Genomic DNA, 20,395 nt, shown 5'->3' with positions numbered 1-20,395 from the left:
CAGACACGATTCTGGAGTGATATTTTCAGTTACAGTGATTGAACAACCGTTAGTGTTCGTAATCACCACAGAATAGGATCCCATAACTGTTGCCACCACAGATTGTGTATTTCCGGTAAAGCCGTTTGGACCAGACCATAAATACGTCACTGTCAACGGATCAAAAGTATCTGATAAAGGAAGTGCAGTAATAGTATAGTTCACGCCTACACACTCACCAAAAATATCTCCCATCATATCATCAACAATCGAAATGGTCACAGATCCGCTTACATTTTGAGAACATAATGTACCTGAAGCTGTTACACTAACTAAAGCATAAGTAGAACTTGCCGTTAATGCCGGAGTTGTTACTGTTGCTGTACCGCTAGCGTCTAGAGTTACCGTTTGGCTCGCTCCATCTACTGTATAAGTAACCGTAGCATTCGGTGTACCGTTGAAGGTAATCGTCGCCGTGGCTCCGGAACAAATTGTAGCATTTCCGGAAATCGTCGCCGTAGGTAATTCATTAACTGTAATTGTACCTGTTGCTGTTGCATCCGGAGCACATCCACCACTAGTAGTTACTGTATAGTTGAATGTTCCTGTAGCTGTTGGAGCTCCACTGATCGTAAATACTCCTGCTGCAAACGTACCCGTTACACCAGCCGGTAACCCGGTTACTGTAGCTCCTGTAGCATTGCTCACTGCATAAGTGATACTTGTAATTCCAGTGTTCTGACATACTGTTTGAGCGTCAGTTCCAACTGCAGAAGACAAAGCAATTGCAGAAACGGAAGAGATGGTTATCGTTCCGGTCGCAATAGCATCCGGAGCACATCCGCCAGTAGTAGTAACTGTATAAGTGAACGTACCTAATTGTGTTGGTGTTCCACTGATCGTAAATACACCTGCTGCAAACGTTCCGGTTACACCTGTTGGTAAACCTGTTACCGTTGCACCGGTAGCATTGCTAACTGTATAATCAATGTTGGTGATTGCAACAGTCTCGCATAAAGATTGTGCATCAGTTCCTGTTGCGGAAGCAAGTGCAATCATAGACAATGGCGCTACCGTAATAGTACCTGTTGCCACAGCATCCGGAGTACATCCGCCGGTAGTAGTTACCGTATAGTTGAATGTTCCTGACTCAGTAGGTGTTCCTGTAATAGTGAATACCCCTGCCGTGAACGATCCGGTTACACCTGTTGGTAAACCTGTTACGGTTGCTCCCGGTGCATTGCTAACTGCATAGGTAATGTCTGTAATTGCAACATTCTGACATAATGCCTGAGCATCAGTTCCTACTGCTGAAGTAAGAGAGATAGCCGATGCAGGCGCAATAGTGATTGTTCCAGTTGCCACAGCATCTGGAGCACAACCGCCAGTTGTTGTAACTGTATAGTTGAAAGTACCTAATTGTGTAGGTGTTCCACTGATTGTAACTACTCCTGCTGCAAATGTTCCGGTTACACCTGTTGGTAAACCTGTTACTGTTGCACCGGTAGCATTGCTTACGGCATAAGTAATGTTAGTAAGTACTCCTGCTTCACAGAAGGATTGCGCATCGGTTCCTGTCGCAGACGTTAAAGCAATACCTGAAGGGAAGATCGCATTGATCACCACTTGTGTAGCTGCGGAGATACATCCAGAAGTCATATCCTGTACGGTAACGTTGTACGTTCCGGCTGCTAAACCTGTGAAAGTTGTACCTGGCTGATAATCAACACCATTAATACTATATTGGTAAGTTACCGATAACGGTACAAATGTACCAACATTCGTATAGTCTTCCGGATCGATTGTGTTCCAGTCAATAGCGTTGAAAGTAGTACTTGGCGCAGTTGCTCCTTGTAATCTTCTGTAAGTGTAACCTGGTTGACTTGAAGGTGTAAATGCTACACCGTCTGTTCTACCCCAAATATCCACTAACGTTCCTGAAGCTGTAGTCAATCGGATGTTGTCATCAATATTAACTCCTGCACATGTCGTTACAGATTGGTTAGGCACTACTCCTCCTTGGTTAGCATCGCTACTTACTTTTACAACGTGTGTTGCATTGTTCGCTAATGTTCCCATTAAGAAGAAATCACAAGATGCTGAAGCACTTCCGTTGTTGTAAATCTTCAGTTTATAGTTTGAAAGATCTACCGGAGCACCAGTTCCGTTGTAAATTTCGATATACGTCAGTGATCCTGTATCCGCGTCTGTCACCTCAGAGATAAACAAATTGTTGTATCTGATAAGTCCAGTAAGCGGTGAAGTAACTGTAATCTGACCAGCTGTTGTACAATTTGGTTGTGTAACGGTTACTGCCGGAGCACTTGGAGCACCTGGGAATGGATTGATAGTTATCGATCTCGGTGCTGACACACATCCTGTAGTAACGTCTCTTACAATAATCTGGTACACTCCTACAGGTAAGTTGGTAAAGTTTACATCCGTTTGATATAAAGTTCCTCCATTGATACTGTACTCATAGTTTGCTCCCACAGGGGCTGTAACCTGAATAGTTCCTAATGGGTTACCACATGTTGGCTGAACTGAAACAATTGCGTCAGGGATGGAAAGAACGCTCACGTTAATAGTAAACGTTTGTTCTGTCTCACATCCTGTTTTTACGCTAACTGTATAGGTTCCGGTCAGTCCGTTCTCCGGCGCTGTGAAAGTAGAGCCAACCTGAGAAGAAATCGTTCCGTTCGGAAGTGTCCACTCGTAGAAAGCATCTGCAGCCACGAAGTTAGTAGGTACTACTGAAATTGTGGTGGTTTGACCTTCACAAACTGTAGTATTTCCAGATAATGTATAAGCAGGAACTAAATTACTAAATGCTAACGGGAACGATTTGATAACCGTACATCCGGCATTACTTGTAATGTTCATGTAAATGATCTCACCATTGGTTCCTACATAAGACTGAGGGTTTGGAATTTCTGTTCCGTTAACCGCTGCCTGTGCTTCAGCCAATGAATGGTAGTACTCGATAGTATAGTTTGCCGCTGTTGAGTTCGACAATACATAATCACCGTTTTGAGTCAAATCAAATACAGGGTTAGCATCATTCGAACAAGCGTTCATTTCAAGAGGATCTAAAGTTGGCAATTCTTCAGTAACAACAATCTCGATATCGTTGCTGATTACCACATTCGATCCGTCACATACAGTATACGTAGCTTGTGCTGTAACCGTTGTATCATCAGTAACGTTTACAATTACGTTGCTGTTGGTACCGATTACCACACCGTTTTGGATCCACTCTAAAGCAACCGGAGCTGGCGCATTAGGTGAGAATCTCCATGCCTCGTTGGTAGCAGACCAAGCACCTGTGTTGCGTCCTGCAGGCACATAAGCAGTAGTCCCTCCAGCATTCTGGATACCGATTACCCCCGCTCCAGCCTGCCATGTTGTACATGGTACACGACGGCTTACGTAAACCTCGATAATATTTGAAATTTCATAAATTACAATCTGTGTTGTCTGCGGACCCGTAGCGGTACCACAAGAGAACTGATTGATTTCATTAAAGTTAACTACAAGGGCTCTACAAGGATAGTTTCCTAAAACCTGGTAGTTGATACTGGTTGTAGGTCCCGGGTCCTCACTTGGATCCGTATCCTGGTACACCCCGTAAATTGCATTTTTAATTGGGAATCCTGCATTCGGGATAGTCGTGTTGAACGACCAAGGACAGAAGGTATCTGCATTTGGAACGCCAAAAGCAACTACACCGTTCGATCCAACTCTTGCCGTTGAATACGAGTTACCGAAGAAACAGAAGTTGAATGGTAAGTTAACCACTCCAGACCAGATATCATCTGTTGTAATATTCATCTGGGTTCCACCTGTGAACGGGAACGGAGGACTGTATGTAATAGAACTAACATCATAAGATGTTGTCGCCCCAATACCGAAGTACGATGCCGACAATTCCACATTCTGTCCAGCCTGACCCGGGCACAATAATACCTGGTTGTCTACAATATCTACACCTACACCTACCACATCAATGTTGGCACATCCCGGTGGTGCATATACAGAGAACACATATGGTCCAACCCAGTCGCTGGAGTCTGTTGCTCCACAAACTGCCTGTACCCAATACTCATAGAATACTCCGTGAGTAGCTGTATAAACATAAGATGGTGTATTGTTAACCGTTACACCTGGTCCTGTTGGTACACCAGCGCCCTGCGGTTGTACTACAACCTGCCACTGTGTTTCTGTACCTCCCGGAGTCCAGGAAAGTGTAATCTGAGGAGATCCGCTCTCACCTGAAGTCATTAAGTTAAATGGTTCCGGACAAGTAGGGATTCTCAACATAATATTGTCTACCGCAGCAGGAGGTTGAGTTCCACCGCTACCGTCATTTCTCCACTCGAACACAAGTCGCATGATCTGACCTGCATACGGAGTTCCTGACAATTCATACGTTTGGGTTCTCCAAGTAGCGCTTTGGTTAAGGTTAGCCGAAATTTGCTGACCTCCACTCGCCGCTGTTATCTGAGTTCCCGATACCGGTGTGAAAGAAGCCGGAACAGTCCATACTCTTAAATAGTCGAATGAAGATTCACCCATGCCTTTCCAGTCAAAGGACAAGTCCATGATATTGGTTCCAGCAGGGATTAAAATATCTCTATAGGCGTGAACAACCGAAGTCGACGTAATAGTATACGCATTAGCTGCGCCATTGTTGTTACTGATGTATAATGCCTGAGCACCACCATTGTTAGTAGCTGTACCCACTGCCCATTTGTTAGTTTGGGTTCCGTTTGTTAAGCCCATTTGGGTTCCGCTTTCAAAATCCTCAACATAATCCAATGTTGCCGGAATCTGAGTAGTTGTGAACGTACGCGGTCCTATCCAAGCACTTTGGAACGTAGCATTACAATAAGCTCTAACATAGAATTCGTAGTTTGTATTTGGATTTAGTCCTGTTACTGTGAACGGATTCGTTCCCGCAGGAATGATCGTGCTTGCTCCTGTCGGAACACCAGATCCTGGCGCCTGAACTACGATTTCCCATTGGGTTTCGTTAAAGCCGGCAGTCCATGATAAAGTAGCGGTACTTTGTGTAACAGCAGTCACCACTAAACCTGAAGGGTCCGGACACGGTGGAATATCTTCAACAATAACGTTGTCAACATACAATCTCCATCCGTCTAAACCGCCGTTTGGCACATGCCAAGCAATGTTAACGTTTCCGGTATACGGGTTACCTGCACCATCAATAAGGTTTACAATTCGCTCTACGTAAGTAGTATTGTTATAACTAGCAAGAGGAATTAAAGTACTTGTGAAGCTTGCCGGAGCATTTCCTGTAGTTGAAATAACCACTCTGAAATCATTCGGCTCACCGGCTGACTGAACTTTGTAATGGAATTTTAAACGTTTAGCTCCCGGAGTAGCACTTAAATTCAAGGTTGGTGAAATCAACCAATCATCATTAGCTCCTGCGTTGAAATCCGTTGTAAGCGTAGCACACTGGTTTCCTTCGAAAGGTGTGGTTACATAGTCCATGTTCCAAGCGTCAGCGTCAGCATTACCGTTCACCACAGTCCAACATTGTTGGGTAGCAGAAGTAGAATTGAAGCCTTCAAAGAAAGGAACGTTAAGAACGGTACATGCCGTATTGAATACGGTAGGACCTGTCCAGGTACTTACATCTGTTACAGGCGTACAAACCGCTCTTACATAATATTCGTATTGTGTAGTCGGGTTCAATCCGGTTACAGTAAACGGATTGGTTCCCGCAGGGATAATAGTACTTGCCCCTGTAGGCTGACCTGATCCCGGTGCCTGAACAACGATTTCCCATTGGGTTTCCGCTGCTCCTGCAGTCCATGATAAAGTTGCTGTATTTGTAGTAGTACTCACTACCGCCGGAGCTGTTGGAGCAGGACAAGTGATTACCGTAACATTTACGTTATCAATAGCCGCCGGTGGCTGTGTACCACCACTTCCATCGTTTCTCCATTCGAAAACAAGTCTAACGTTTTGACCCGCAAAAGCCGCCGCGTTAACCACAAGGTTTCTTCTGGCCCATGCAGCGCCAAGGTTAATATTGTTACTGATGTTGATTCTGTCCGCAGCAGCAGTAATCTGTGTTCCTGCTGTTGGTATAAACGTAGTCGGAACAATCCATACTCTGAAATAATCGAAAGTGGATTCTCCCTGAGCACGCCAATCGAAAGCCACATTAATCTGGTTCACCGCTGCCGGAATGGCAAGGTCACGATAGGACTGTGCTACTGAAGTGGCAGTAATCGTATAAGCATTGGCTACACCATTATTATTAGAGATGTACATCGAACGTGTACCTCCATTATTTACAGCAGTACCAGCAAACCATTTGTTAGTTTGAGTTCCGTTTACTGTATCCCAGTCGAAGTTTCCTTCAAAAGTATCCGCAAATGGAAGTGGTGCCGGAACCTGAGGTGTTCTGAACGTAACAGGTCCGATCCAAATACTAGACGTAGCACCACAGTTAGCCAATACATATACATCATATGTAGTAGAACTGTTAAGTGGTGTAGCGTTGTATGTTGGAGTTGTGTTTACCGTTACTCCTTGCGTTGGCAAAGTCGGTGCCGGTAAGCCTGAAGCCTGTACCAATACCTGCCAAGAAGTTTCAGTATTTCCTGGAATCCAGTTAACAGTAGCCGAGTTCGCTGTAACGCCTGATACTGTCAAAGCAGTTGGTTCAGGACACGCCGGCATGTCTTCAATGATTACCTGATCGATATAGATTCTCGAACCGTTGGCACCCGGTGCCACATAGAAGCCAATATTCACGTTTCCGGAATAGGCTGCTAAGTTTACGATTCGCTCTATATAAGTAGTGTTGTTATAAGAAGTAGGAGGTATAAGAACCGTGGTCATGTCTGAAGGAGATGCCCCGTTTGTGGACAATCTAACTTCGAAAGTACACGGTGATGTACCTGTTTCTACTCTGTATCGGAATTTTAAACGCTGGTTATTGTTAAGCCCAGTAACCTGAGGCGAAATCAACCAGTCGTTGTTGGCTACGGAACTCGCTACCAAACTCGCCGATTGGTTTCCTTCAAACGGGTTGGTTGCGTAATCCATGTTCCAAGAGTTGGCATCAGCATTTAAGTTCAATACTGTCCAACACGCCTGTGAAGTTGACGTACTGTTGAAGCCTTCCGTAAATGGAATCGGGAAAGCGTTACACAATGTTCTGAACTGGAATGGTCCTGCCCAGGCACTGAAAGTACCGCCACCACAATCTACTCTTACGTAAAATTCGTAGTTGGTATTCGCTGTTAAAGGTCCAACGTTTACGGAAGTAGTTCCTATAGGAGTACCTGCTCCAGGAGGCAATCCACCTCCAGCAGCCTGGAATACATATTGCCATGCCGTAGCCCCACTTGGGTTCCCCCATGTTAAAGTAGCTGCAGACTGAGAGATCCCTGACGCGCCTAAGTTGTTTGGCGGAGGACAGGCAACCTGTTGTATTGTTAAAGTATAAGGTATCGTTTGAGGAGTTCCTGAAGTGGAAATCACAATGATATAGGTAGTCCCAGCATTTACTGCAAAAAACGGAATGTTACGAACACCTCCTGCGGCATTGGCAACACCTGCCAAACAGATGGTCCCGACATCGGCACAGTTCGCATAAACGAAGATACCTGAGTTGTTACCCGTTGGTGTCATTGAAATATCCACAACTCCTGTGAAAGAAGGTGTGAAAGAATAGAAAACATCGTTTCCGTTCAAATAGTTTCCGGTGATCCCACAAGAGACTCCCGGGCTTCCATCCACAACATCACCGTACAATCCGGTGTTGCTGGTATGGGTATAAGGCAATGCGCCAACCACGATCGGTCCGGCACAGGTTTGTCCTAAAGGTGTGGTAAGGAACACGAACGGCCCTACCCAGTTACTCTTATTGTTTGACGAACAAACTGATCGTACATAAAAAGAATATTGTGTCCCGGCAGTTAGTCCCGTAAGCATGTATGGGTTTGTATTTGCCGTAACATCCGCAGCTCCATCCGGTGTTGCAGGGCTCGCTGCATAATCAATTTCCCATGATGTGGCAGGTCCCGGACTCACCCAGCTTAATTCTGCCTGGTTGGCGCTAATATTGTTAGCACTTAATGTTAGCGGGTCTTGACATTGTGAAGCCGCCGTAACATCGTCAATTATCCATCGGTCCCCGGAAGCAACGGCTCCGGTTTGGGTATGTACTTTAACAAAGGCAACATAAATCAATTGCCCTGATGTGTACGTTGGGGTCAGGTTCTGGATAATTTCACCATAAACGTTGTAGGCTGTTGAGCCTCCGGCCGCCATAGCGGTTTCCAATTGGGCCTCTGTCCACTGTTTAATAGTTGTAAAACTGGCCTGATTTGTTTGAGATGTCGTTGAGACCCTCAATTGGTACAAGCTTCCCGAATCGCCCGATAAGGTCATCTTGGTCCAAAATCGCAACTGACCATTAACCGGTACAGCAAACTGTGGAGTTACCAGCCAGTTTTCTGCTGTGACCCCGGCGCCAATATTCGCACGGCCTGCAATGGCATGCTGCGAACCTGAGTGTGTGGGTAAGAATAACGTACTTGATGTTGACCAATCCTGAGCAGCACCAGACCCGTTATTCATTACACTCCATGTCCCGGGAATTCCCGCATCGAAACTTTCCGGGAATTGGGCGTATCCCAGAAACGATAATAAAGACATGAAAATTACGAGAGTAATTTTTTTCATAATTAATATTTAGGTTTGTTGTATGTTTAATTTCCAAAGTTAGTATAATTTTAATCATATCTTAACAATGACCGTCAAAATTCACAAAAAAAACGGTGTTTGTTTCAATATTTAATAAAAATGACGGTAATTGTGATTTTTATCGCCTCAAAATGATGGTAATCACCACTTGTTAATAATTACTTACTTTTGCAATTCAATTCACGATAATGTTAGAGAAAGAAAACCATAGTTTTGAGAAAACCGCAATCGTCGGCATCATCACCCAGCACCAGAACGAGGATAAATTGAACGAGTACCTTGATGAACTCGAGTTCCTTACTTTTACGGCCGGCGGTGAAGTAGTGAAACGCTTTTCACAGAAAATGGACAAACCCAACCCCAAAACATTTGTGGGAACGGGAAAACTGGAAGAAATAAACCTATATATTAAGGAGAACGAGGTAACCACCGTAATTTTTGATGACGAGCTTACACCGGCTCAACAAAAAAACATTACCCGCGAACTCGATTGCAAAGTGTTGGACCGAACCAACCTGATACTGGACATTTTTGCCCAACGTGCGGAAACATCTTATGCCCGAACCCAGGTGGAATTGGCACAATGCCAGTATTTATTACCGCGACTAACGGGGATGTGGACACACTTGGAACGTCAGCGTGGGGGTATCGGGATGCGTGGTCCGGGGGAAACCGAGATTGAAACCGACCGTCGTATCGTTCGTGACCGTATCGCTTTACTGAAAGAAAAAATAAAAACCATCGACAAACAGATGTCGGTGCAGCGCAGTAACCGTGGCGCCATGGTGCGTGTGGCTCTGGTGGGGTATACCAACGTGGGGAAATCCACTTTAATGAATGCCGTAGGGAAAAGTGATGTGTTTGTGGAAAACAAACTGTTTGCTACATTAGACACTACGGTTAGAAAGGTGGTGATCAAAAACCTGCCTTTTTTACTTTCAGACACGGTTGGATTTATCCGAAAACTGCCTACGCAACTGGTAGAATCCTTTAAAAGTACGTTAGACGAAGTACGCGAAGCCGATTTACTATTACATGTGGTAGATATTTCACATCCGGATTTCGAAGACCATATCGAATCGGTGAACCAGATCTTACTGGATATTAAAAGTGCCGATAAGCCAACTATCATGGTGTTCAATAAAATTGACGCCTACAAACACCTGACCTTAAACGAAGACGATATCACCATAGAGAAAACCACAAAACACTACTCTTTGGAAGACTGGCGCAATACCTGGATGTCAAAAGTGGGTGCCGATCATGCCTTGTTTATTTCCGCGACCAACAAGCAGAACTTCGAAGAATTCCGCGAGAAAGTCTATGAGGCGGTGCGTCAGATACACATTACTAGATTCCCGTACAACAAATTCCTGTATCCGGATTACAAAGATGCCATGGATAACGAATAAGAACTGATAAAGAAAAAGCCCAACATTTTGTTGGGCTTTTTTATACTATATATTGTAAAACGTGTTACTGGGCTGCTTTTCGCTTATACAAGGGCACCGAAGAACAGGCCTCCCCGAACATGATGCTTTTAGCGACGGGCACCAATTTCTGAACGGCAAGCACATAGGCTTCCTGAGGCACCGGTTTGTTGGAACAGCCTTTGAGGATCACCGGCTTGTCTTTAAACTCGGAATAATCAAGGTTCTCCAATGTTTCCTGATACCAGGACAACAAAAGGTCTTTTTTGGAACCGTTCACTACCCGTACCGCTACCGGTTGCAGATACACCGAAACCAAAGCATACGCCCAGGCCGGCAATATAGCATCTTCGGCACAAAACAAGGCTACGTAGGAACCGTTGTATCGGGACCAGTCGTGTGTTTTGAGCTGATCGCGGAATTCGGTTTCTTTCAGGATAAAGCCGCCAAAGAGCCATTGGGAAATATCCAGCTCCACAATTGGCTGCTTCGGAAAATAATCTTCCAGATCAAAAACCTGTAAGGCGCTGTTGGCTACTCTGTTTACAATTTCGTCCATATTCAGTCTCAGTCCAGTCTCAGCTAACAGTAAAACACTGCTTACTGCGACTGTAAACTGTTTACTTTTTAAAGCATTCCTAATTCCAGTTTCGCTTCTTCACTCATTAAATCCTTGCTCCACGGTGGGTCGAAGGTAATTTCCACTTCACAGGATTTTACCGCATCGATGGATTTGATTTTCTCTTCCACTTCCTGCGGCAACGTTTCGGCTACCGGACAGTTGGGAGAGGTTAAAGTCATCAGGATTTTCACTTCGTTGTCTTCGTTGATCATTACGTCGTAAATCAATCCCAATTCGTAAATATCTACAGGAATCTCCGGGTCGTAAATGCCTTTAAGCACTTTCACTACGTCTTCCCCTAAATTGATGGTATCGTTGAATTCTTCCATTTTTTGTTTAATCGTTGCGAACCTGAAGCCGCGTTATTTATCTAATTCTTGGCCTGAAACGCCAAAGCATACATTTTTATTTGTTTGATCATCGAGACCAGACCGTTGGCGCGGGTGGGCGACAGATGCTCTTTCAACCCGATTTCGTCTATGAATTCCGTATCGGCTTCCAGGATGGCTTTGGGCGACTGATTGGAAAAAGTACGCACCAATATGGCAATGATCCCTTTGGTCAGGATGGCATCGCTATCGGCAGTAAACACCACGTTTCCGTCTTGTTCATCGGCATGTACCCACACTTTGGACTGACAGCCTTTGATGATGTTCTCATCGGTTTTATACTGCTCGTCGATCAGCGGAAGGCTTTTTCCCAATTCAATGATGTATTCGTAACGCTGCATCCAGTCGTCGAACATCGAAAACTCGTCTACAATTTCTTCCTGTATTGCTTTAATGGTCATTTTTTCTTTATTCTATTTTATCGGCTAATGCTACAATTTTGTTCACCAGCTGCTCGATTTCTTTTGGAGGGTAGCCGTGATCGAAACCATTGCCCACATATTTTTCTCTGCCTACACTGAAGGTGATGTTGGCATGAGCGGCACCGTCATAAAAACGTTTTTCGGTAGGCCATTTCAAATCCTTAACGGTTTCAAGCTTAACGGCTTTAGCCAATGTTTCAATTTCTTTCCAGTCTTTATCGCTTATAGGCGTTGCTTTCATCAGTTTTTGCGCATCGCGGTTTCTGGAAACATAAATGTGCTGGTTTTCCACGCGCACCAAAAGAAAAACACCACGGCTAGTGGCCTCATATTCGATGGTCGGCATTAGATTTTCCTGTTTCATTTCCGATTCCGTTGTTGCTGCTGCCACATTTGATTTCTCCGCTGCCGTTTTCTGACAGTTACAGCTTGACAGACTTAAAATCATTGACGTTAAAAGTGTGATTGCTTTCATGGCTTTCTTGTTTTTTAGGTTAACATCCTCTGCGCTTTTTTAACCGCTTCCACAAAGATATCAATTTCTTCCTTGGTATTGTAAAAGGCGAAACTCGCTCGAATAGTTCCCGGAATATTAAAATACTGCATGATCGGTTGGGCGCAATGATGGCCGGTACGTACCGCTACTCCTAACTTATCGATAATCGTGCCAATGTCGTACGGATGCACCCCTTCAATATTGAAAGAAATTACAGAAGCTTTGTTTTGGCCGGTTCCGTAAATTCTTAGTCCTTCGATTTCCAGTAATTTGGCCGTCGCATAATCCAAAAGCTCCTGCTCATAGCTGGCGATATTCTCAAAACCGATGCCATTCAGATAGTCGATGGCGGTTCCTAAAACGATTCCGGCTTCAATGTTTGGCGTTCCGGCTTCGAATTTATGCGGTAATTCCGCGTAGGTGGTTTTCTCAAAGGTTACTTCGCTGATCATTTCACCCCCACCCTGATAAGGCGGAAGGGCATTCAGCCAGCTTTCTTTTCCATATAAGATCCCCACTCCCGTCGGTCCGCATACTTTATGACCGGAAAAAACGTAAAAATCACAATCCAAATCCTGGACGTCCGGACGCAAATGTGGGGTGGCCTGCGCTCCGTCGATCAAAACGGCTGCGCCTACTGCGTGGGCTTTTTCTATAATATGTTTGATGGGATTGATGGTTCCCAGGGCATTCGAAATATGGTTGACCGCCACGATTTTGGTTTTGGAAGAAAGGCGTTGTTCGAATTCCTCCATTACCAGTTCGCCATTATCATTCATCGGGATCACTACAAGATCCGCTCCAGTGCGTTCACATAAAAACTGCCAGGGCACTATGTTACTGTGGTGTTCCAAAGCGGAAACCATCACCTCATCACCTTCTTTTACGAATTTGGCAAAACCGTTCGCCACTAAATTAATTCCAGCAGTTGTACCGGAAGTAAAGATGATTTCGTGGTTGTGCGCGGCGTTAAGGTGTTTTTGAATCGTATCACGTGCCGCTTCGTATGCATCCGTGGCCAATTGGCTGAGTGTATGTACCCCGCGATGGATGTTGGCGTTGATCTCGCTGTAATATTGGGCAATCGCATCGATAACCACTTGGGGCTTTTGGGCTGTGGCGCCGTTATCAAAATAAACAAGTGGTTTTCCGTTTACGGTTTGGGACAATATCGGGAATTGTGCTCTTACTTTTTGAACATCAAACATTTTAGTACTTCTAGTTTTTGCAAATTTACGGCTTGTTTATTTAAAACTAATATAAATAAATGATAAAATCTGCCTAAAAACACAATATCAAAAAAATAATAACGTTAATACAAATACATTTAAATAAAATGTATATTTGTCATATGTATAGTAAAGAATTAACCAAGGGGACTTTATTGCCAATCATCTTAAAACTCATCAGCGAGAACGACAAGATGTACGGTTACGAAATCACCCAGAAAGTAAAAGAGCTCACTTCCGGTAAAATCGATATTTCCGAAGGGGCTTTGTATCCGATTTTACACAAATTGGAGGCGGACGGCATCCTCGAAACCGAAAAAGTTTTTATAGGAAAACGGGTAAGAAAGTATTATAAAATCACGGCAACCGGTAAGCAATACGTATTGGAACTAAGTGCCGAACTGAATGATTTTATCAATACCCTGAACCTCATTTTTAATCCAAAACCCATCAACTCATGACAGTAACGGACGACCATATCACGTATATCGAAACCAATCTGGTCTTTTACGGCATTACGGATCCTTCGCTTAAGGAAGATTTGCTCGACCACATCTGTTCGCATCTGGAACGGTCAAATATGTCGGATTTTGAAACGGCGTATCAGGAAGCAATTACCAACCTAGGCGGTTATGCGGCCCTGCAGTTGCTGCAGCGTGAGAAAACGGAAAAAGAACTGATCCAAAGTTTTATCCGAAGAAAGCGAAATGTCCATCTCACCTGTGCCCTGAACGCGATAGTGCTGTTGGTCGGTTTCCTGTTTTTTATCTTCCGATGGCCTTATTCCGGTGTATTGATCCTGATTGGTTTTTCGACACTGATTCTGATCACCATTCCAATGATCATTTACGAACAATACAAACTGAAAGCACAAAAAATACTACTGCTGAACAAATAACCACTAAACACACAACTATGAAAAAATCGTTTTACCTGGTTGGTTTTCTGACCGCTTTTATCTTAGGAATCGGCGCGATGTTCGAATTCCTGCATTGGCCTTTTCGGGGCATGATCGTTTTTGCCGGCTTCCTGATGCTGAACTTCGGTGTGATCCCGATGTTTTTCTACCACAAATACAAAACGGCGGCCAAATGAAGCGGCTGCTCATTTTAATTAACTGTCTTCTGCTGTCGTGGATTGGCACTTCGCAAAGCAATCCGTATCAGAAAATTGATAACCTACTTCTGAAATACGAAAAGCCGAACGCCCCAGGCCTTAGTATCGGCATCGTCGAAAAGGGCAAACTGATCTATACAAAAAGTGTCGGCTATGCTAATTTGGAATATGCCGTCAAAAACACCGATTCCACCGCTTTCAGTCTGGCTTCGATTGCCAAACAATTTACCTCGGCCTGCATCTGGACACTGGTTCGCGACGGAAAAATCACTTTGGAAGACGACATCCGGAAGTACTTGCCCGAACTGCCCGAACATCCGCAAACCATAAAAATAAAACACCTGCTGAACCATTCCAGCGGCTTAAGCAATTACCATACGTTAATGGACCTGAAAGGCTTTAATTATGATCAGGACTACTTCGACAACAGCACGGTTTTGGAACTCGCGGCCAAACAGCAGCAACTCAACCATATTCCGGGGACTAAAACGGCTTATGGTAATACTTCTTATACATTATTAGCGCTTATCACAGAAAGGGTTTCCAAACAAAACCTAAACGACTATGCCAAAACACAGTTGTTTGATCCTCTGGGGATGACGCATACGCAAATACGGACGGAAAACCAGTCGCTTATCAAAAACAGAGCGGTTGGCTATCAGCAGCAAGGCAACGACTATCTTCAAAATCCCAGGATTCAAAAAAGCTATGGCGCAGGCAGTATGGCTTCTACAGTTATAGACATGGTGCTATGGTTTTCCGTTCTAAACGGGACGAATCCAAAATTTAAAGGCTTATCCGAATTTTTAACCACCTGCGATCTTCTCAATCCTAACGAAAAAGCAACTTACGCCCGTGGAGTCATGCTCGACGAGTACAAAAATTTTAAAACCATCAGTCACAGTGGCTACGGTTGGGGCGGCCAATCCCAACTGATCGTTTTGCCCGAAAAGCAACTGAGCCTCATCATCCTGACGAATCTGGAATCGATCAACCCTACGCCGCTTTCTTATGAAATACTGGATTTGTTTCTACCCGACTCTAACATAAAAACAGCACCAAAAAAACAAGTTGTTTACAAGGCAACTCCAAAACTGTTTCAACAGTACAGCAGTCAATACAAAGAAATCAACAGCGATATGAAAATGGAAATCCTGGTCGAAAACGATACACTCAAAGCCAAAGGAAGCCAGGCAAAAAAAGCCATCGCGTTAACCGCTTATGACAAGGGAAAATTCCATCGGTCTACCAACGAAAGTGTCAAATACGACTTTACGCAAAACAAGGATTACGATTTGATTATCCGTTTTGGCGGCACCCCTTTTTATTTTAAACGGGCACAGTTCGTACAACCGGAATCGGTTCCGCTTGAGGAGTTTGTCGGGAATTTTTATTCGGAAGAATTAACGGTTACCTACCATTTTACGAAAAAAGACAATCGGCTTATCCTTAGTTACAAAAATAACGAAAACATACTGCTGACGCCCGTTCAGAAAGACGAATTCGGGAACAACCAACGTACTTTATATCACTTTGTGCGGGATGACAAGCAAAAAATAAAAACCTTATTGCTTTCCAGTGAAGGCACCGTTAAAGACATTGTATTTCTAAAAAAATAAGCTGCTTCAGGGCAGCTTATTTTTCTAATAACCTCCATCGGAACCCCCACCGCTGAAACCACCCCCGCCAAAAGGCATTTTATCTTCTGAAACCATTACTTTAGTTTGCAACTGCGAATTGATGACAAGTGCCTGGGCATTTAGAACCAAGCTACTGTCGGATCCTCTCTCGGGTTCAAACGTTACACCTGTTTTTCGGTCTTTCAGTTTTCGGATGGCGAAATAACTAAGTGCGAAAAGGGCTGAACCTCCAAGAATCAAAGCAATTTCCAGAGGCATTAACTGATGGTAATACCGAATAGTAAAAAAAGAATACCCAAAGGTAAAAAGACCTAAAAGCAACATCATTCGGTCTTTGGTACGTATAGCATATCCAATGTAAAACACTGGAATAAGGAAGGTCAAACCATAGAAAATAAAGGCCAGCGGGATATCACTTTCGGGGGTAACAACGATATCCATCAAGTCTTGTGAAAGCTCGCGAACGACCATATAATTCACGGAAAAATAACCCAGTAACAAGGCAAATCCTCTTACCGCCATTATAGCATTTCTATAAAAATCGCACTTTGGATTATCCTCCAGTTTTTTGGCGGCGAAATACAACCCCAACGCCATCACCAAACCAACAAAGGGCAGGAACAGCGCATCGATCAGCTTCTGGTTGGCAATCATATCAAAAACGAATGCGACCAAGCCTATGCAACCTATCAAAGCGGATAAGGTATGCGCATAACGGACACAACAGGCAAAGCCTAACACTATCATCATCAAAAAAACCACCGTCAACGTTTCCATGGTCACACCAAAGCCTGAACAGAAAAACAAGGGTATCGAGAGAATGAAGGCATCGTCCAAACCGTGGTTGAAATAACCCGCCCTGGCCACAAATTCAGCACCGACCACCCCGATTATCCCATAAACAAAAAGGATGTTTTCGACATCGTTGTCCAATATCGGAAAGGCGAACAAGGCTAAAAATCCGATTATGGCCGAAATCAGCAAGCAGCCCAGAAGAAAAAAACCGATACGAACCAGTAAATTACCACTGGAGTTAAATAACGTGAGCCGGGAAGTAATGTCCTGCAACTGTTTTTTCGGAATAAATTTCATCTGATACAACGATTTGGCCTGAGTCGCCAGCATTTCGTTGTTCATGGTTTCTTTATTATACGCCAGCATGTTTTTCTTTATTAAAGTTACGTACCGCTTTGATAAACATCACAATACAGAAAATTATATAAATCGGGGAGAAGAAAATAAGCGGTTCGATAAAGTCATCTATATCCATAGTATCCAAAACCCTGATAAAGAAAATATTGAAACCGATGTATCCGTAAAGTAAGGAGAACAAAAAGAGTGATGTTGCTTTATGCCTGTAACTCGTCTTATAGAAAAACCACGTGCTGCCCACCAAAACAGGAAGAAATCCAAACCAATAGTCTTCAATCAATCCCGCAATAGTGCAAATGCCCAATAAATGCTGTGCAAAAGTATAATAAACGAAGTGGAAATGACCTTTCAGGTTCACTTTCAAACTGTACAACGTCCAGACAATCAGTAAAATTCCAATGAAAATTCCGAAATACACCAGGTTCGGATTGGAATAGATTTCGTTTTCAAAAACCGTCTGCGGTGTTAAGGTAATCCCGGCAAAAGCGATCAAGGAGGTAATCGCCATGGAAAGCACGGTTCGGCTATCAAAATAATACGCTACTGCAAAACATAAAAGTGCCGAAACCAAAGAGACCAGACTGAAATCCGTACCAAAAACACTATATTGGAACTGAAGATATCCGATGAAAATACATGCCAAAAGGCTTGCGGCCAGCACCAGATAATCATACACCGGATTGGCAAAAACCACTTCGTCTCTCGAAAAGCCTTTCGCTTTTTTAAAACTGAAGTAGAAACAAACCATCATCAGGGCAAAATTCACGGCCAGAATGGCAATATGCCCGATACTGTCGATGTTTTTGTAGATTAACGTTCCTACACCACCGGTAAACAACAGCACCGATAAATACAGCAGAAACAGGAGTTCCGTGTTCAGTGAAAAAAGGCCTAACGCCCTATAATCTTTCACTTCCTGAAACTGTTCTTCGGAAACAAAGTCTTTTTCGACCAGTTTTTCAAGTTGTTTTTCGGAGAATTTATCCATGCTTTTAAAATTGAAGTACTCAAATATAGCTAAATCCTTTTATACGAAAAGCCTTAAAATAAAAAACCGCCGTAATTGGCGGTTTCTATATATCTCAAACTGGTTTTGTCTTTACAAATCAAAGCCCATGTTCACATTAAGCTTTGTAGCAATGATTTTCGCGATTTTAGCCTTTAATTCCGGTATTTTGATACTCGAGGTCACTTCGCTGGTAAACGCGTACATAAGCAGCGCTTTTGCCTCTTTTTTCGGGATACCGCGCTGTTGCATGTAGAACATTGCGTTTTCATCCAACTGACCGATCGTACAACCGTGCGAACATTTCACATCGTCGGCGAAAATCTCCAATTGCGGTTTTGCATTGATGGTTGCTTTATCACTTAACAAAATATTGTTGTTCTGCTGGAAGGCGTCTGTTTTCTGGGCTTCTTTTTCCACATAGATTTTACCGTTGAACACGCCCGTCGATTGTCCGTCAAGAATCGTTTTGTAATTCTGGTGGCTTTCGCAGTTCGGTTGTTCGTGGTTCACCAGAGTATAGTGGTCTACGTGTTGTTTGTCACCGATAATGGTAATCCCTTTCAGCGTAGAATCGATACGTTCCCCGTGATGGTAGAAATTCAGGTTGTTTCTAGTAAGGTTTCCTCCGAAAGAGAAAGTGTGTACCGAAACGCGGCTTTCCTGTTTTTGGGAAATGTAGGTGTTGTCAATAAGGTTCGCGGTTTGCTCGTCGTTCTGCACTTTGTAGTAATCCACAATGGCACGTTTCTGAGCGAAAATTTCCGTTACCGAATTGGTCAATACCGGATTCTCATTCAAACTCTGATGACGTTCCACAATCTGTACGTGAGCATTTTCACCAACAATCACAAGGTTTCTTGGCTGCACCATCAAAGCATCTTCTTTCCCTGTAGAGAAATAGATGATCTCAATCGGTTTTTCCACGACTTTGCTTTTCGGGATGTTGATGTATGCCCCTTCATACGCGAAAGCGGTATTCAACGATGTCAAACTTTCCTCTTTGCTCGCCACCTGATTGAAATACGTGTCGATGATCATTTTGTATTTCGGTTTGGTGAGCGCCGAGGACATTAAGCATACGTCTAAACCATCATGCGTAGTTGACGATAAAAACGTACTGAAAATCCCGTCGATAAAGATCACTTTGTAGGTGTCCAGATCATTCAGGAAGTATTTCTTCACATCTTTGATATCGATGTTGTTTTCCTTTTTCGGGAAGATGCTGAAATCGTTTTTTAAGACAGCGTTCAGCGAAGTATATTTCCAGGCTTCCTCTTTTTTAGTCGGGAACCCTTTGCTTTCAAAATTCTTTAAGGCCGAAGTGCGAAGATCGTGCAGTTCAGTACCTACATCGACTTTTTCTTCAAAAGCCATGAACGATGAAATCAGTTTTTCTTTCAATTCCATTGTTTAGCTTTTTAACCAGTCGTATCCTTTTTCTTCTAACTCCAATGCTAAATCTGCACCGCCGGATTTAATGATTTTACCGTCCATTAAAACGTGTACGAAATCCGGAACAATATAGTCTAACAAACGTTGGTAGTGCGTAATGACCACCACCGCATTGTCCTGATTTTTCAACTTGTTCACCCCATTGGCTACAATACGAAGGGCATCGATATCTAATCCTGAATCGGTTTCGTCAAGGATGGCCAATTTCGGGTTCAACATTGCCATTTGGAAGATTTCGTTACGTTTCTTTTCCCCTCCGGAAAAGCCTTCGTTTAAAGAACGTGACAAGAATTTACGGTCGATTTCCAATAATTCCGATTTCTCACGGATCAGTTTCAGCATTTCGTTCGCCGGCATTTCCGCTTCACCTCTTGCTTTACGGCTTTCGTTGATAGCGGTTTTCATGAAGTTCGTAACCGAAACCCCCGGAATTTCCACCGGATACTGGAACGATAAGAATACGCCTTTGTGCGCTCTTTCTTCCGGAGCCAATTCCGAGATGTCTTCGCCGTCCAGAACGATTTCCCCTTCGGTTACTTCGTACGTTTCGTTTCCGGCAATAATCGACGATAAAGTAGACTTTCCGGCACCGTTTGGTCCCATGATGGCGTGTACTTCACCGGCTTTCACCTCTAAATTGATGCCTCTTAATATTTCTTTGTCTTCAACGGAAGCGTGCAAATTTTTAATTGATAACATTGTCTTTTA

15 protein-coding genes are annotated in these 20,395 nt (G+C 43.6%); 5 read left to right on the top strand and 10 right to left on the bottom strand.

Features of this window, described 5'->3' with window-relative positions:
* On the bottom strand, positions 1-8,709 hold an 8,709-nt coding region (locus ACWPKD_RS09855; protein ID WP_455412515.1), incomplete at its 3' end, for a choice-of-anchor J domain-containing protein.
* Between the two features lie 209 nt (positions 8,710-8,918).
* Here ACWPKD_RS09855 and hflX point away from each other — a divergent pair.
* Positions 8,919-10,142, top strand: coding sequence for a GTPase HflX (gene hflX, locus ACWPKD_RS09850; RefSeq protein WP_455412514.1), 1,224 nt, complete (start codon positions 8,919-8,921; stop codon positions 10,140-10,142).
* 64 nt (positions 10,143-10,206) lie between these two features.
* Here hflX and ACWPKD_RS09845 read toward each other — a convergent pair whose 3' ends face one another.
* The 5 genes from ACWPKD_RS09845 to ACWPKD_RS09825 form a co-directional block, all read right to left on the bottom strand.
* A complete protein-coding gene (locus ACWPKD_RS09845; protein WP_455412513.1) occupies positions 10,207-10,719 on the bottom strand; it encodes a DUF2480 family protein in 513 nt (170 codons plus the stop codon).
* Between the two features lie 68 nt (positions 10,720-10,787).
* On the bottom strand, positions 10,788-11,111 hold the full coding sequence (locus tag ACWPKD_RS09840) for an SUF system Fe-S cluster assembly protein (protein WP_455412512.1): 324 nt from the start codon (positions 11,109-11,111) through the stop codon (positions 10,788-10,790).
* A gap of 41 nt (positions 11,112-11,152) precedes the next feature.
* Entirely contained in the window at positions 11,153-11,572 is a 420-nt protein-coding gene (locus ACWPKD_RS09835) for a SufE family protein (protein ID WP_455412511.1), read from the bottom strand.
* Positions 11,573-11,579: 7 nt separating this feature from the next.
* Complete coding sequence (locus ACWPKD_RS09830) at positions 11,580-12,068, bottom strand: hypothetical protein (protein WP_455412510.1); 489 nt, start codon at positions 12,066-12,068, stop codon at positions 11,580-11,582.
* Positions 12,069-12,082: 14 nt separating this feature from the next.
* Positions 12,083-13,297 carry an aminotransferase class V-fold PLP-dependent enzyme gene (locus tag ACWPKD_RS09825; RefSeq protein WP_455412509.1) on the bottom strand — a complete coding sequence of 405 codons (1,215 nt, stop codon included), beginning with the start codon at positions 13,295-13,297 and terminating at the stop codon, positions 12,083-12,085.
* A 143-nt stretch (positions 13,298-13,440) separates the two neighbouring features.
* Between ACWPKD_RS09825 and ACWPKD_RS09820 the strand changes: the two genes are divergently transcribed.
* The 4 genes from ACWPKD_RS09820 to ACWPKD_RS09805 are packed head-to-tail and all read left to right on the top strand — an operon-like array spanning position 13,441 to position 16,053.
* Complete coding sequence (locus ACWPKD_RS09820) at positions 13,441-13,779, top strand: PadR family transcriptional regulator (protein WP_455412508.1); 339 nt, start codon at positions 13,441-13,443, stop codon at positions 13,777-13,779.
* Positions 13,776-14,216 carry a hypothetical protein gene (locus tag ACWPKD_RS09815; protein ID WP_455412507.1) on the top strand — a complete coding sequence of 147 codons (441 nt, stop codon included), beginning with the start codon at positions 13,776-13,778 and terminating at the stop codon, positions 14,214-14,216. The genes ACWPKD_RS09820 and ACWPKD_RS09815 overlap by 4 nt, the downstream gene beginning before the upstream one ends.
* A gap of 17 nt (positions 14,217-14,233) precedes the next feature.
* Positions 14,234-14,413, top strand: coding sequence for a hypothetical protein (locus ACWPKD_RS09810; RefSeq protein ID WP_455412506.1), 180 nt, complete (start codon positions 14,234-14,236; stop codon positions 14,411-14,413).
* Entirely contained in the window at positions 14,410-16,053 is a 1,644-nt protein-coding gene (locus ACWPKD_RS09805; RefSeq protein WP_455412505.1) for a serine hydrolase domain-containing protein, read from the top strand. Before ACWPKD_RS09810 ends, ACWPKD_RS09805 begins: the two co-directional genes overlap by 4 nt.
* 24 nt (positions 16,054-16,077) lie before the next feature.
* Here ACWPKD_RS09805 and ACWPKD_RS09800 read toward each other — a convergent pair whose 3' ends face one another.
* The 4 genes from ACWPKD_RS09800 to sufC all read right to left on the bottom strand — a co-directional run bounded on the left by ACWPKD_RS09800 (position 16,078) and on the right by sufC (position 20,386).
* On the bottom strand, positions 16,078-17,235 hold the full coding sequence (locus tag ACWPKD_RS09800) for a hypothetical protein (protein WP_455412504.1): 1,158 nt from the start codon (positions 17,233-17,235) through the stop codon (positions 16,078-16,080).
* Complete coding sequence (locus ACWPKD_RS09795; protein WP_455412503.1) at positions 17,222-18,214, bottom strand: DUF2157 domain-containing protein; 993 nt, start codon at positions 18,212-18,214, stop codon at positions 17,222-17,224. Before ACWPKD_RS09795 ends, ACWPKD_RS09800 begins: the two co-directional genes overlap by 14 nt.
* A 111-nt stretch (positions 18,215-18,325) precedes the next feature.
* Complete coding sequence (sufD, locus tag ACWPKD_RS09790; protein ID WP_455412502.1) at positions 18,326-19,642, bottom strand: Fe-S cluster assembly protein SufD; 1,317 nt, start codon at positions 19,640-19,642, stop codon at positions 18,326-18,328.
* A 3-nt stretch (positions 19,643-19,645) separates the two neighbouring features.
* Positions 19,646-20,386, bottom strand: coding sequence for a Fe-S cluster assembly ATPase SufC (gene sufC, locus ACWPKD_RS09785; protein ID WP_455412501.1), 741 nt, complete (start codon positions 20,384-20,386; stop codon positions 19,646-19,648).
* Positions 20,387-20,395: the final 9 nt, after the last annotated feature.

Source organism: Flavobacterium pedocola (assembly GCF_053764385.1).
This window is presented reverse-complemented; position numbering and strand designations above follow the sequence as displayed.

Excerpts from the sequence above, each read along its gene's own strand:
- ACWPKD_RS09840 (WP_455412512.1), bottom strand. The coding sequence starts at position 11,111 with ATGGAAGAATTCAACGATACCATCAATTTAGGGGAAGACGTAGTGAAA.
- ACWPKD_RS09835 (WP_455412511.1), bottom strand. The coding sequence starts at position 11,572 with ATGACCATTAAAGCAATACAGGAAGAAATTGTAGACGAGTTTTCGATG.
- ACWPKD_RS09815 (WP_455412507.1), top strand. The coding sequence starts at position 13,776 with ATGACAGTAACGGACGACCATATCACGTATATCGAAACCAATCTGGTC.
- ACWPKD_RS09845 (WP_455412513.1), bottom strand. The coding sequence starts at position 10,719 with ATGGACGAAATTGTAAACAGAGTAGCCAACAGCGCCTTACAGGTTTTT.
- ACWPKD_RS09810 (WP_455412506.1), top strand. The coding sequence starts at position 14,234 with ATGAAAAAATCGTTTTACCTGGTTGGTTTTCTGACCGCTTTTATCTTA.
- sufD (WP_455412502.1), bottom strand. The coding sequence starts at position 19,642 with ATGGAATTGAAAGAAAAACTGATTTCATCGTTCATGGCTTTTGAAGAA.
- ACWPKD_RS09830 (WP_455412510.1), bottom strand. The coding sequence starts at position 12,068 with ATGAAAGCAATCACACTTTTAACGTCAATGATTTTAAGTCTGTCAAGC.
- sufC (WP_455412501.1), bottom strand. The coding sequence starts at position 20,386 with ATGTTATCAATTAAAAATTTGCACGCTTCCGTTGAAGACAAAGAAATA.
- ACWPKD_RS09805 (WP_455412505.1), top strand. The coding sequence starts at position 14,410 with ATGAAGCGGCTGCTCATTTTAATTAACTGTCTTCTGCTGTCGTGGATT.
- hflX (WP_455412514.1), top strand. The coding sequence starts at position 8,919 with ATGTTAGAGAAAGAAAACCATAGTTTTGAGAAAACCGCAATCGTCGGC.
- ACWPKD_RS09800 (WP_455412504.1), bottom strand. The coding sequence starts at position 17,235 with ATGCTGGCGTATAATAAAGAAACCATGAACAACGAAATGCTGGCGACT.
- ACWPKD_RS09795 (WP_455412503.1), bottom strand. The coding sequence starts at position 18,214 with ATGGATAAATTCTCCGAAAAACAACTTGAAAAACTGGTCGAAAAAGAC.
- ACWPKD_RS09820 (WP_455412508.1), top strand. The coding sequence starts at position 13,441 with ATGTATAGTAAAGAATTAACCAAGGGGACTTTATTGCCAATCATCTTA.
- ACWPKD_RS09825 (WP_455412509.1), bottom strand. The coding sequence starts at position 13,297 with ATGTTTGATGTTCAAAAAGTAAGAGCACAATTCCCGATATTGTCCCAA.